Source organism: Neisseria macacae ATCC 33926 (assembly GCF_022749495.1).
GTDB classification, from domain to species: Bacteria; Pseudomonadota; Gammaproteobacteria; order Burkholderiales; family Neisseriaceae; genus Neisseria; species Neisseria macacae.
The window spans coordinates 2527481-2540977 of the sequence record NZ_CP094241.1; the positions used below are offsets into that span (position 1 = coordinate 2527481).

The following is a 13497-nucleotide window of genomic DNA, read 5'->3' on the forward strand; positions in this document are numbered from 1 at the left end:
AAGGTAAATGTCGGTCAACCTGCAAAAAAATCTTAATAAATTCAATAAGTTTATGATAACGATTCTTATTTGTGTTTTATAACAACCCAACTTCATTCCTTTACCCATATCAACGCCAATAAAATTGGATAGAAAATGCAACACCCACCGCCAGCCCTAAACACAACAAACCCTTCCAATAAACCAGATTCGCTTTTCAGACGACCTTTTGTCCGTCTTTATCAGTAAGAATCTGCTAAAATCGCCCGTTTCCCACTTCAACCTGACAGCAGCAATACATGAATATCTTTTACGAAGAGTCCGGCCAATTCAAAGTCGCCGCCATCGTCCAAAAAAACGACGCCACCTACCAAGTCGATACCCAACACGGCAAGCGCACCAAAGTGAAGGCGAACAACGTCTTTGCCGAGTTCGACGGCGATATGGCGGCGTTTTTGGAGAACGCGCAGGCGCAGGCGGCGGACATCGACACCGATTTATTGTGGGAAGTATGCGGCGAAGAAGAATTTTCCGCCGAGGCGATTGCCGAAGAATATTACGGACATGCACCGACCAAAACCGAGCTGGCGGCGACCTTGATTGCGCTTTACGCCGCGCCGATGTATTTCTACAAAAAAGCCAAAGGCGTGTTTAAAGCCGCGCCCGAAAAAACTTTGAAACAAGCGCTTGCCGCCATCGAACGCAAAAAACAGCAAGACGCGCAAATCGACACTTGGGTGGAAGCCTTGAAACGCGGCGAGATGCCGTCTGAAATCACGGCGGATTTGAAAACCATCCTGCACGCGCCCGACAAGCAGTCGCTGACCTACAAAGCCTTTACCAAAGCCGCCGACGCGCTGAAAACCTCCGCCTACGAATTGGCGAAAAAAACAGGCGGCATTACGTCCATTCCGCAATACCTGCAAGACGGTTTTGAAATCAAATACTTCCCCAAAGGCACAGGCTTCCCCGACCTTGCCCTTCCCGAAATGCCCGACTTGCCTAAGGCCGACGTTACCGCCTTTTCCATTGACGACGAATCGACCACCGAAGTGGACGACGCTTTAAGCCTGACCGATTTGGGCAACGGCATGAAGCGCGTCGGTATCCACATCGCCGCGCCGTCGCTTGCCATTAAACCAGGCGACAAAATGGAAAAAAACATCATGGAACGCTTGAGCACGGTCTATTTCCCCGGCGGCAAAATCACCATGCTGCCTGAAAACTGGATTGCCGCATTCAGCCTCGATGCGGGCGCGTACCGTCCTGCCGTCAGCATTTATTTTGATGTGGACAGCGAGTTCAACGTCGGCGAGCCGACCTGCAAAATCGAAGCCGTCAACATCGCCGAAAATCTGCGCATCCAAACCATCGAGCCGCATTTCAACGCCGAAACCGGCTTGGACGAAGCCGGCGAAATGATGTTCGCCCATCATCAAGACCTGATTTGGTTCCACCAATTCGCCGTTGCCCTGCAAAAAGCGCGCGGCAAATACGAACCCGACCGCGCGCCGCAATACGATTACAGCATCGAATTGGATGAGGAAGGCAAAGTATCCGTCGTCCACCGCGAACGCGGTTCGCCCATCGATATGCTGGTCAGCGAAATGATGATTTTGGCTAACAGCACTTGGGCGCAGATGCTCCATGACAACGACCTGCCCGGCCTCTTCCGCGTCCAACCCGCCGGAAAAGTGCGCATGAGCACCAAATCCGAGCCGCACATCGGCATGGGTGTGCAGCATTACGGCTGGTTCACCTCGCCACTGCGTCGTGCCGCCGACTACATCAACCAAAAACAACTCCTCAGCTTGATAGACGACTCCGCCGAGCCGCTCTTCCAGCAAAGCGATGCCGAACTCTTCGCCGCACTGCGCGATTTCGACACCGCCTACGCCGCCTACGCCGATTTCCAACGGCAGATGGAAGCCTACTGGAGCCTCGTGTACCTGCAACAGCAAGGCACAAGCGAGCTGACCGCAACCATCCTCAAAGAAGACCTCGTCCGTATCGAAGGCCTGCCGCTGGTAACCCGCGCCACCGGCATCCCGTTCGACGCGCTGCCCAAATCGCAAGTCCTGCTCAAAATCACCGAGCTTGATCCCGAAAAGCAGTTTATCGCGCTGAACTATGTGAAAGCCGTTGCCCCTGCAGTTGCGTAAGTTTGCCGTTATGAAAAAAGGTCGTCTGAAAACTGAACTGGCCCCCAAATCTTGGACACTTATAAAAGCCTATTCAGGCGCTCTGTGCAAGCTGGGTTCTGTATGCGACAGGACTCAGCTTTTTCAATTTCAAACTGCAACGCTCCCGGTTGTAGTAATCCATATAGTCATCTATCTGCTTCATCAATTCATCTACCGTCAATTCACCTGCGTTATAGAAACACTCCGTCTTCAACACCGCAAAGAAGCTTTCCATCGGCGCATTGTCCCAACAGTTCGCCTTTCGCGACATGCTTTGAACCATGGAATGCTCCGCAAGCAATTCCCTATACCCCGCCGTACGGTACAGCACACCTTGGTCCGAATGAAGCATCGTTCCTTTAGCAGTCAGACGGGGGGCGGCTTTTTCGAGCATTTCCTTCACCATTTCGCTGTTGGCATTGCGGCTCATGGCGTAGGCGACGATTTCCCGGTTGAACAAGTCCAAGATCGGCGAGAGGTACAGTTTGCCGTCCTTCCCTTTGAGTTCGGTAACGTCGGTCAGCCATTTTTCGTTGGGCTTTTCAGCTTTGAATAGGCGTTTGAGGAGGTTTTCCGATATTTCGCCCATGGCGGGATGGCGGTAGGCTTTTTTCGCCCGTATGAGGGCTTTCAGTTCCAACTGCTTCATCAACCGCGCCACTTTTTTGCGGTTCCAACCCAATGCGGCGGCAATGCGCCTTTGCCCGTAGCGTCCTTTATGCCGCCGGTAGGTTTCGACAAGGAGGGCTTTGTCGGCTGCGTCGGGATCGGGTCGGTCTTGGTGATGGTAGTAAAAGCTGCTTTTGGGCAGGTTTGCGATGTGCAGCAGGTATTTGAGCGGGTGTTGCGCCCTCAGTGTTTGGACGGTTTGGCTTTGTCCTTTTCGGTCTGTTTTTGGCTGAGGGCTTTTAACTCCTTTAGGTAGGCGACCTCTGCGCGCATATAGCACAACTCTTCGATAAGCTCTGCCTGTGTTTTTTCTTGATCGGGTTTATCTGCGATGAAGGGGTTTTTGCGGTGTTGGGGCATGGTTTTGGATTGGGGATGTTCGAGTGCGCCGATACCGCCTTCTTGATAGGCGCGTATCCATCGTCTCAGGTGGGTTCGGGAAATGCCGTAGTGGTCTGCGGTACGTTGTTGGCTGCGTATATGCAGGTAGTGGAGTACGGCTTGGTATTTGAAGTGTAATGTATATTTGCTCATAAAAAAAACTGCACCTTGTGAGTTGGAGGGGATGTCCAACTTTTGGGGTGCAGTTCAAACTTGAGGGGTAGGTTTTCAGACGACCTTTTGAACATTTCAACACCCTCTAATGTGCTTCCACCCGTTTGAAATCTCTCGGTCGGAAACCCAGCGCAGCCAGCGACACGAAATACAAACCGCCGCCTATCGCAATCAAGATGCACAACTGTCCTGCTTTGCGCAAACCGCCGACATGCACCCACTCAAACGGCAGGTAAGTCTGCGCAGCCCACAGCCCGCCGCCCATTACGACAAGCGACAGTAGCATTTTACTTAGGAAACTCCTCCACCCTTTACCGGGTTGGTAAATACCGTGTTTACACAAAAGGAAGAACAACAATCCCGCATTGATACACGCGCCCAAACCGATGGCAAGCGAAAGCCCGACGTGTTTCAGAGGGCCGATAAAGGCGAGGTTCATCAACTGTGTGCAGACGAGCGTAAAGATGGCGATTTTGACGGGCGTTTTAATGTTTTGCCGTGCATAGAAACCGGGTGCCAACACTTTAATCATGATTAAGCCGATTAAGCCGAAAGAGTAGGCAATCAGCGCATGTTGCGTCATCTGCGCGTCAAACAGCGTAAATTCGCGGTACATAAACAGCGTCGCCACCAACGGGAACGACAATACTGCCAACCCGACCGCCGCCGGCAGGGTCAGCAGCATACACAGGCGCAAACCCCAGTCGAGCAGTCCGGAAAACTGCTCTGTATTCTGATTGGCTGCATGCTTGGACAAAGTCGGCAGCAAAATCGTACCGAGCGCCGCACCCAAAACACCGCTGGGCAATTCCATCAGGCGGTCGGCGTAATACATCCACGAAACGCTGCCCGATTGCAGATAAGACGCAAAAATCGTGTTGATCACCAAAGAAATCTGCGCCACGCTCACGCCCAAAATCGCAGGCGCCATCTGTTTCATCACGCGGTTGACCGCCCTATCTTGAAAATTCAGCTTAGGCAGTTTCAAAAAACCCAGTTTCGCCAACCAAGGGAGCTGAAAGCCAAGCTGCAAAATCCCGCCGACAAAGACCGCCCAAGCCAGCGCGGTAACGGGAGGATCAAAATACGGTATGAAATACAGCGAAAAGACGATAAAAGAAATATTCAAAAACGTCGGCGTAAACGCGGGGATGCTGAACTTATGATAAGAATTCAGTATCGAACCGACAAAGGAAGACAACGAAATCAATAAGATATAAGGAAACGTAATCCGCAGCAAATCGATGGAAAGCTGGAATTTGTCCGCATCCTTGGCAAACCCGGGCGCGGAAGCCCAAATCACCCAAGGCGCGGCAAGAATACCCAGCGCGGTAACGATAACCAGGACAAACGACAGCATCCCCGCCACATGGCGGATAAACGCCTCCGTCGCTTCTTTCGAACGCGTTTCCTTATATTCCGCCAAAATCGGCACAAAAGCCTGGGCAAACGCCCCTTCCGCAAATACGCGGCGCAGCAGGTTCGGCAGTTTGAACGCCACAAAAAAGGCGTCGGTTGCCATACCTGCACCAAACGCTCGGGCAATTACCGTATCGCGCAAAAATCCAAGTATGCGCGACACCATCGTCAAACTGCCGACCTTGGCCAAAGCCCCTAACAAATTCATCCGTTTTATTCCTTCAAAAGTCCAGACGTCGTCTGAAAGCGCGTATTGTACGACAGAATATACAAATCTAGGCAAATCGGTATGCCGACAGGCAAACATATAGCGGATGAACCACCCTGCTTCGTTGCCTGTTCCTTATGTTGCTCCACCATCAAAAAGATCGTCTGAAAACCTGTATCTTGGTTTTCAGACGACCTTTTGCTTGATCAAATCACTTCAATTATTGCCCGATGGGAATCAGCAGTGAACCAGCGTGCCTTCGTCTTCGCCGGTAATGACGCGTTTGAGCGAGCCTTGTTTGGCGATGCCGAAGACGACGATGTTGAGTTTGCGTTCGCGGCAGAGGGCGAAGGCGGTCGCATCCATGACTTTGAGGTTTTTGTTCAAGGCTTCGTCAAAGGTAATGGTTTCGTAACGTGTGGCGGACGGGTCTTTTTTCGGGTCTGCGGTATAAACGCCGTCCACGTTGGTGGCTTTGAGCATGACGTCGCAGTTCATTTCGGCTCCGCGCAGGGCGGCGGCGGTGTCGGTGGTGAAGAACGGGTTGCCCGTACCGGCGGCGAAAATCACGACTTTGCCTTCTTCAAGGTATTGGATGGCTTTGGGACGGGCGTAGGTTTCAGCGATTTGCTGCATGGAAAGTGCGGATTGCACGCGCGCTTTGATGCCGAGGGTTTCGAAGGCATCTTTGAGGGCGAGTGCGTTCATGACGGTCGCCATCATGCCCATGTAGTCTGCGGTGGCGCGGTCCATGCTGCCTGCTTGGGCGGATACGCCGCGGAAGATGTTGCCGCCGCCGACAACGATGCCGACTTGTACGCCCATTTTGACGATTTCGGCGATTTCACCGACGGTTTGGACGATGGTGTCATGGTTGATGCCGAAAGGGTCGGAACCCATCAGGGATTCGCCGGAGAGTTTCAGTAATACGCGTTTGTATTTGATTTGCTGTGTCATGGGATACCTTGCTTTCTTTGGGTGGTTAGCGCCGATTATTCAGAGTGAACTGACCATTCATTCCAAATGATCAGTTCACCCTGCGGCGCTGCTTCAATTCGGGGAAAGGGTGTTTGATTTTTCAGACGACCTTTCGGGATGTTTGGCTAACAGGGTAACGCGTTTTCCGTGGATGTATGGGTTTGGATAAATTATTATTTGTTGATTATGATGAAATATTCGATTTCCAACAGTATTCTAAACAGTGTAACTCTCAAAAAAAAGCACCCTGATTCGTTTGGAATCCAGGTGCTTTCTTTTTCATTTCTGCCTTACACTTTAGCAGCAGCGGCAACTTCGGCTGCGTAGTCGACAACGGCTTTTTCGATGCCGTCGCCTACTTTGTAGCGAACGAAGCTGATGATTTCGGTGCCGTTTTCTTTAGCGAATTGGGCAACGGTTTGGTCAGGGTTCATTACGAATGCTTGGCCGTTCAGGGTGATTTCGGCCAAGAATTTGCGGATACGGCCTTCAACCATTTTAGCGGCGATGTCGGCAGGTTTGCCGGAAGCGATGGCTTGCTCAGTGTAGATGTGGCGTTCTTTTTCGATGGTTTCGGCATCTACTTCGGCTTCGGTTACGCATTGCGGTTTGGCGGCAACGATGTGCATACCGATTTTACGCGCTACGTCTTCAGAGCCTTTGAACTCAACCAATACGCCTTCGGTAGCCAATGCACCGTGGATGTAGGCAACCAGCTGGTTGGCGGTGTCGATGACTTGGAAGCGGCGGACAGACATGTTCTCGCCCAATTTGGCGATGATGGCTTTGCGTTCTGCTTCAACCAGTTCGCTCAGTTCTTCAACGGTAGCCGGTTTTTTCTCGGCAGCGGTTTTCGCAACGAAGTTGGCGAATTCTACGAAGCCTGCGTCTTTGGCAACGAAGTCGGTTTCGCAGTTTACTTCAACCAATGCGCCGACATTGCCGTTGATGGCGTAAGCCAATACGCCTTCGGCAGCGGTACGGCCGGCCAGTTTGCCCGCTTTCGCGCCGGATTTGATGCGCAGGATTTCTTCGGCTTTTTCGAAGTTGCCTTCGGCTTCAACCAAGGCTTTTTTGCATTCCATCATGCCCAGGCCGGTAGCGGCGCGCAGGTCGGCAACCATTTTTGCAGTAATTTCTGCCATTTTGAATCTCCTAGATTTTGGGGAAACACGGGATATCCGTGTTTGGGAATGGGGTCGTCTGAAAAGGCTTTTCAGAACGGGATTTGAGAAAAGGGGCATAACGCCCCTCTTCGGTTTGCCGGATTACTCGGCAGCAGCTTCTTGGGCAGCGGCTACGGTTTCTTGCAGCGCTTGGTTTTTGCCTTCCAAAACTGCGTCGGCGATGCCGCGGCAGTACAGGCGGATGGCTTTGGCGGAGTCGTCGTTACCGGGGATAACGTATTTCACGCCGTCAGGGCTGTTGTTGGTATCGACTACGGCGATAACGGGGATGCCCAGTTTTTCAGCCTCGACCAGAGTACCTTTTTGGTAGCCGGTGTCGATAACGAAAATCGCGTCAGGCAGGCCTTTCATGTTTTTGATACCGCCCAAAGAACGTTCCAGTTTTTCAACGTCGCGTTGCATTTCCAGAATTTCTTTTTTGTTGAAACCGCCTTCGGCAGCGTTTTCCAAAGCGGCGGTTTTTTCTTCCAGGCGTTTGATGGATTGCTTAACGGTTTTGTAGTTGGTCAGCATGCCGCCCAACCAACGGTGATCGACGAAAGGCATACCGGCGCGGGTAGCTTCTTCGCGGATGATTTCACGCGCTTGGCGTTTGGTGCCGACAAACAGCACAGTGCCTTTGTTGGCAACCAGACGGCGTACGGCTTCTTGCGCTTCTTGGAACATCGGCAGGGTTTTTTCCAGGTTGACGATGTGGATTTTATTGCGCGCACCGAAAATGTATTGTGCCATTTTCGGGTTCCAGAAACGGGTTTGGTGGCCGAAGTGAACGCCGGCTTCAATCATCTGACGCATAGTAATTTGAGACATTTTATTTCCTTGAAAGGGTTAAGAGCACACATTCAATCGCATAGAACTTGATAGGCTGCGCCTATTGTCAAGCACCCTTCGGCGAAAGTGGGCATAAGTTTTAAAAAATAGTGTGTTTCCGAAATGGAAAACTGACGGATTATAGCGGATAAGGGGTCGTCTGAAAAGGGATTTTATGCACTGCCGTCCTGTTTGCCACCTTCTTGTCCGGCTGCGCCGCGGCTTTGTTCGAATGCTTCTTTTTCCTGCTGCTTCATCAGACGGTTGCGGCGGCGGATGGTGACGGTGAAAACGGTAAACGCGACGGGCAGGACCGCCCAAAAAACCAAATAAATCAAAGCGCGCGCGATGCTGGGCTGGGCAGCGGAATACACGACGGCGACGAAGAGGTAGCCGATAAGGACGATATGCCACATGGCGGAATCCTGTTTTGATGTTAACGGAGCGTTTATAATCGCCGTATTCTACAACAACACTCAAAAGGTCGTCTGAAATGAGGAATGAGGAAAAACACGCCCTGCGCCGAGAATTGCGCCGCGCCCGCGCGCAGATGGGGCATAAAGGACGGTTGGCGGCAAGGCAAACGGTTAACCGCCTGCTCAAGCGTTATATCAAGAAGGGGCGGAAGATCGGCGTGTATTGGCCGATGGGCAGCGAGCTGCGGCTGGACGGCTTTGTGCGTGCGGCACAAAAACGCGGCGCCAAACTCTATCTGCCTTATATCGAACCGCGTTCGCGGCGGATGTGGTTCACGCCCTATCCTGCCGACGGAGTGAAACAAGAACGCAAACGCGGCAGGGCGAAGCTGCATGTGCCGCAATTTTCGGGACGCAAAATCCGCGTACACGGTTTATCGATATTGCTTGTCCCGATTGTCGGCATGGACCGCGAAGGCTACCGCTTGGGGCAGGCTGGCGGCTATTACGACGCGACGCTCGCAGCGATGAAATACCGTTTACAGGCAAAAACCATAGGCGTAGGCTTCGATTGCCAACTGGTTGACACACTACCGCGCGAACCGCACGACCTGCCGCTGGACGGGTTTGTATCGGAGTCGGGCGTGCTGGTGTTCAAACATCATTAATCAATAGCTTTCAGACGACCTCAAAGATGCCGTCCGTTAAGACACTATAAAAGGTCGTCTGAAAACTCAAACCATCCAATACAAAGGAAACCTCATGACTGATTTTTCATCCGTTCCCGTTTTGTCCTTCGACCGCGTCCGTCTCGAACCTTTGACGGCAGCACACGAAGCCGGTTTGCGCGAAGCAGTTTGCGACGGCGAAGTCTGGAAACTGAACGTAACCACCGCACCCGAACCCGACCAAGTGGCGGACTACATCCGCACCGCCACGCAAACCCGCCTCGCCTTTGCCGTCATCGACGAAGACACGGGCAAAATCGTCGGCTCGACTTCGCTTTACCACATCGACCCCACCATCCCCCGCCTCTACATCGGTTTCACATGGTACGCCCTGTCGGCACGGCGCACGCGCATCAATACCGCCTGCAAAATCATGTTACTCGACTACGTCTTCGACACTTTAAACTGCCGCTGCGTCTGCTGGCAGACCGACAACCTCAACACCGCCTCCCAACGCGCCATCGAACGCTTGGGCGCTCACCAAGACGGCATCTTGCGCCGCCACAAATTGCGGAAAGACGGCAGCGTACGCGATACGGTGGAATACAGCCTGCTGCGCGAAGAATGGCCGCAGGCAAGGGCAAAACTGCTCAAAAAAGCGGCAGCTTATGACGCGTCCTGAAAAAACGTTTTCTTCTTCATTTTTTCATCAAAACACGCCCATCTTGCTGACAATCTGAAGTCTTTAAGAAGTGAATGAAATCAGGTTCAACCCCGCCAAACACCTGATAAATAAAGGTCGTCTGAATGTTTCAGACGACCTTTTCAAACCGCGTTTATGTAAATCCAAACAGAAAATCTTTGCAATTCTCAGAAAAATCCACTAAATTCTCAATAACATATTATGAACGGTTTAACATCGGTTCAAAACGTAAAACCCGCGCGCAATCTTCCACGCCAAAAACACCGCGCCAGCAGGTTTTACCGCCGAAACAGGCGTTCGTAATACAACGGATAATCATAAAGGCAGGATATGCCTGTTTCTAGGAGTACAACCATGGCTGAAGCAACAGATGTTGTCTTGGTGGGTGGAGGCATTATGAGCGCGACTTTGGGCGTTTTGCTCAAAGAACTCGAACCGTCTTGGGAAATCACCCTTATCGAACGCTTGGAAGACGTAGCGTTGGAATCGTCAAACGCTTGGAACAATGCCGGCACAGGGCATTCCGCGTTATGCGAACTCAATTACGCCCCGCTCGGCGCAGACGGCACCATCGACCCGACCCGCGCCCTCAATATTGCCGAACAATTCCACATCAGCCGCCAGTTCTGGTCATCGCTTGTCGAAGAAGGCAAAATCACCGACAACTCCTTCATCCATACCGTCCCGCATATGTCGCTGGTCATGAACACCGACCATTGCGACTACCTGCAAAAACGTTTCGACGCCTTCAAATCCCAAAAACTCTTCGAACGGATGGAATTCTCCACCGACCGCGCCAAAATCGCCGAATGGGCGCCGCTGGTCATCAACGGCCGTAAAGAAGGACAACCCGTCGCCGCCAACTACTCCGCCGAAGGCACAGACGTCGATTTCGGCAGCCTGACCCGCCAAATGGTGCAATACCTGCGCGAAAAAGGCGTCAAAACCGAGTTCAACCGCCACGTCGACGACATCAAACGCGAATCCGACGGCGCATGGGTGCTCAAAACCAGCGACACCCGCAACCCTGACGGACAGCTCACCCTCCGCACCCGCTTCCTCTTCCTCGGCGCAGGCGGCGGCGCACTGACCCTGCTGCAAAAATCCGGCATCCCCGAAGGCAAAGGCTACGGCGGTTTCCCCGTTTCCGGTCTGTTCTTCCGCAACAGCAACCCCGAAACCGCCGCGCAACACAACGCCAAAGTGTACGGACAAGCCTCCGTCGGCGCGCCGCCCATGTCCGTCCCGCACCTCGACACCCGCAATGTGGACGGCAAACGCCACCTCATGTTCGGCCCTTACGCAGGTTTCCGCTCCAACTTCCTCAAACAAGGCTCGCTCATGGATTTGCCCCTGTCCATCCACTTGGACAACCTCTACCCCATGCTGCGCGCCGGCTGGGCGAATATGCCCCTGATCAAATACCTCTTGGGCGAATTGCGCAAAACCAAAGAAGAACGCTTCGCCTCCCTGCTGGAATACTACCCCGAAGCAAACCCTGACGACTGGGAACTCATCACCGCAGGACAACGCGTTCAAATCATCAAAAAAGACTCCGAAAAAGGCGGCGTCCTCCAATTCGGTACCGAAATTGTCGCCCACGCCGACGGCTCGCTCGCCGCACTCTTGGGCGCATCCCCCGGCGCATCAACCGCCGTACCTTTGATGATCAAGCTCATCCACCAATGCTTCCCAAGCCGCATTTCCTCATGGGAAGGTCGTCTGAAAGAACTTGTTCCCGGCTTCGGCATCAAGCTCAACGACAACCCGCAGCTTGCCGAAGAAATCATCAGCCACAACGCCAAAGTATTGGGTATTCATTACGCTTGAGGCAGATAAATTGCAAGGCGGGCGTTCTTGCCCGCCTTTTTTCAAACCATTAAAGCATTAAAATATAGTGGATTAAATTTAAATCAGGACAAGGCGACGAAGCCGCAGACAGTACAGATAGTACGGCAAGGCGAGGCAACGCCGTACTGGTTTAAAGTTAATCCACTATAAAACATCAGGTCGTCTGAACATTCAGACGACCTGAATCCATTGGAGACAGGCAAACATGTTTACCGTACAGCGCATTTACGCATACCGGCCCGACCCCGAACAAACCGCAGTCTTTATCGACCGCCTCTATCCGCGGGGCATCCGCAAAGAGGTCTTTGCTACGGCGCTCTGGCTCAAAGACATCACCCCCAGTGCAAACCTGCGCCGCTGGTATCATGAGAATCCGGCTGAACATTTTGACGGTTTCGTCAGCCGTTACCATGAGGAGCTGCACGGCGATACCGAACAAACCGCCATTAGGCAGCTCTTGGAGTTGGAACGGCAACACGGCAGCATTTTACTGCTGACTGCCGTCAAAGACCCGCATCATTCCCATGTTTCTGCCTTAGAGCAGTTTTTGGGGACGTCGTTTGAATATCGCGATTAACAAAAACAGCAAGACCTGCGTCATTTGGGGTTGATGCAAAAAGGTCGTCTGAAATCCAGTCTAGGTTTCAGACGACCTTTGTTTTTTTTATAGTGGATTAACTTTAAACCAGTACGGCGTTGCCTCGCCTTGCCGTACTATCTGTACTGTCTGCGGCTTCGTCGCCTTGTCCTGATTTAAATTTAATCCACTATAAATTAAGAAGGATAAGGGTGTGCCACCAATTTCCCGTCGATGTATTCGCCGATATAGACTTTCGAGACATCAAGATGGAGGCGGTCAAGCTCCTGTTTCAGCCACTCGTCGTCGCGTTTGATGATTTCCAAGATGTCGTGGTCGATTTGCCCATCGGTAATCAGGGGGTAACGCAGGCTTTCGTCGCCGTATTGGATGACGGTGAGCTGACCGTTTTGTTCCATGACGGCGCGTTTGACGGCGGCGATTTCGTAGATGCCGGCGGCACGGAGCTTAAACATCAGGTCGTGTGCGCTGATGCCGTTTTTCATACATTCTTCGGTTTGGATTTCGCCGTTGACGATGACCCAGACGGACTTCCCGTCAATGATGGATTTGACCCAGCGGTTGTTGTTTTTGATGAACTTGAGGCTCAATACCAAAAGCGTCCACAAAACCATCACGAGGAAAAACTGTAAAAGCCCGACGCTGTCGCTGTAAATCACGCCGCCGATGATGCCGCCGAGAACATAGTTTTGCACTTGGTCCATGGCGGAGGTGGGGGCGAGGTTGCCTTTACCTAAAAGGTTGATTTGCAAAACCAAGCCTAAAATGCCCATGAGAAGTTTGAGGGCAAGGAGGGAGTATGCTTCCATGAGTGTGTCCTGTTATTCTTTATCGATGAGTTCGATGTTGTTGTTGACCAGATTGGTGGGGGTCAGGGTGTAGGCGGAGAAGTCTTGATTGAAATGGACTTCGTAGTATTGGTTTTTGATGCCGACGATCATGCCGTTGTATAGGTGCGTGCTGTTGACGCTGATGTCGTGCTTTTCCACTTTTTGGTTTTCAATCAAGGCATTGAGAAAACCCACCATGCGCGAGGTGTCGGCGGCAAAGTTTTGGCGTTCGCTGTATGAGAGATATTGGATGCCGCTGATGAGGATGAGCAGCAGCAGGGCAATGATGCTCAGGTCGCGGTATTTGGTATCCATGCGGTGGCGCAGGTATTGCGATACGGCGAGCAGGAGGACGACGAGCGCGGCGAAAATGAGGACGTATTTCAAGTAGTCGTTGAAATACATATGGTTTTCAAGATAAAAGTGTGTGAAGAATTTCATGA

At 52.2% G+C, this 13497-nt stretch carries 14 protein-coding genes; 5 read left to right on the forward strand and 9 right to left on the reverse strand.

Annotated elements, in window-relative coordinates:
• Positions 1-278: 278 nt before the first annotated feature.
• The gene (locus tag MON40_RS12090; RefSeq protein ID WP_003776102.1) at positions 279-2141 is read left to right on the forward strand and encodes a ribonuclease catalytic domain-containing protein; all 1863 of its coding nucleotides are present in this window, start codon (positions 279-281) and stop codon (positions 2139-2141) included.
• A 73-nt stretch (positions 2142-2214) separates the two neighbouring features.
• Here MON40_RS12090 and MON40_RS12095 read toward each other — a convergent pair whose 3' ends face one another.
• The 7 genes from MON40_RS12095 to MON40_RS12125 all read right to left on the reverse strand — a co-directional run bounded on the left by MON40_RS12095 (position 2215) and on the right by MON40_RS12125 (position 8404).
• Positions 2215-3111 carry an IS3 family transposase gene (locus tag MON40_RS12095; protein ID WP_242925922.1) on the reverse strand — a complete coding sequence of 299 codons (897 nt, stop codon included), beginning with the start codon at positions 3109-3111 and terminating at the stop codon, positions 2215-2217.
• Entirely contained in the window at positions 3015-3365 is a 351-nt protein-coding gene (locus tag MON40_RS12100; protein ID WP_003756443.1) for a helix-turn-helix domain-containing protein, read from the reverse strand. The genes MON40_RS12095 and MON40_RS12100 overlap by 97 nt, the downstream gene beginning before the upstream one ends.
• Before the next feature lie 106 nt (positions 3366-3471).
• Positions 3472-5013, reverse strand: a complete 1542-nt coding sequence (gene murJ, locus MON40_RS12105; RefSeq protein ID WP_039862698.1) for a murein biosynthesis integral membrane protein MurJ — start codon at positions 5011-5013, stop codon at positions 3472-3474.
• Between the two features lie 237 nt (positions 5014-5250).
• A complete protein-coding gene (gene pyrH / locus MON40_RS12110; RefSeq protein WP_003686859.1) occupies positions 5251-5970 on the reverse strand; it encodes a UMP kinase in 720 nt (239 codons plus the stop codon).
• A gap of 311 nt (positions 5971-6281) precedes the next feature.
• A complete protein-coding gene (gene tsf, locus MON40_RS12115; RefSeq protein WP_003759406.1) occupies positions 6282-7136 on the reverse strand; it encodes a translation elongation factor Ts in 855 nt (284 codons plus the stop codon).
• Positions 7137-7259: 123 nt separating this feature from the next.
• The gene (gene rpsB, locus MON40_RS12120) at positions 7260-7988 is read right to left on the reverse strand and encodes a 30S ribosomal protein S2 (protein WP_003759405.1); all 729 of its coding nucleotides are present in this window, start codon (positions 7986-7988) and stop codon (positions 7260-7262) included.
• 173 nt (positions 7989-8161) lie between these two features.
• Positions 8162-8404 carry a hypothetical protein gene (locus MON40_RS12125; RefSeq protein WP_003776094.1) on the reverse strand — a complete coding sequence of 81 codons (243 nt, stop codon included), beginning with the start codon at positions 8402-8404 and terminating at the stop codon, positions 8162-8164.
• 77 nt (positions 8405-8481) lie between these two features.
• Between MON40_RS12125 and MON40_RS12130 the strand changes: the two genes are divergently transcribed.
• From MON40_RS12130 to MON40_RS12145, 4 genes are all read left to right on the forward strand, one after another.
• Positions 8482-9072 (forward strand): 5-formyltetrahydrofolate cyclo-ligase, encoded by a 591-nt coding sequence (locus tag MON40_RS12130; protein WP_003776092.1) that lies wholly within the window; start codon positions 8482-8484, stop codon positions 9070-9072.
• Between the two features lie 94 nt (positions 9073-9166).
• Positions 9167-9754 (forward strand): GNAT family N-acetyltransferase, encoded by a 588-nt coding sequence (locus MON40_RS12135; RefSeq protein WP_003776090.1) that lies wholly within the window; start codon positions 9167-9169, stop codon positions 9752-9754.
• Between the two features lie 375 nt (positions 9755-10129).
• A complete protein-coding gene (locus MON40_RS12140) occupies positions 10130-11605 on the forward strand; it encodes a malate:quinone oxidoreductase (RefSeq protein WP_242925923.1) in 1476 nt (491 codons plus the stop codon).
• A 226-nt stretch (positions 11606-11831) separates the two neighbouring features.
• Positions 11832-12203, forward strand: coding sequence for a DUF488 domain-containing protein (locus tag MON40_RS12145; protein WP_003776084.1), 372 nt, complete (start codon positions 11832-11834; stop codon positions 12201-12203).
• Positions 12204-12400: 197 nt separating this feature from the next.
• Here the strand turns inward: MON40_RS12145 and MON40_RS12155 are convergent, their stop codons facing one another.
• Together MON40_RS12155 and MON40_RS12160 are read right to left on the reverse strand one after the other, a co-directional pair.
• Positions 12401-13033: a DUF421 domain-containing protein gene (locus MON40_RS12155; RefSeq protein ID WP_003776081.1), complete on the reverse strand. Its 633-nt coding sequence runs from the start codon at positions 13031-13033 to the stop codon at positions 12401-12403.
• A 12-nt stretch (positions 13034-13045) separates the two neighbouring features.
• On the reverse strand, positions 13046-13495 hold the full coding sequence (locus MON40_RS12160) for a DUF3290 family protein (RefSeq protein WP_003776079.1): 450 nt from the start codon (positions 13493-13495) through the stop codon (positions 13046-13048).
• Between the last annotated feature and the right edge of the window lie 2 nt (positions 13496-13497).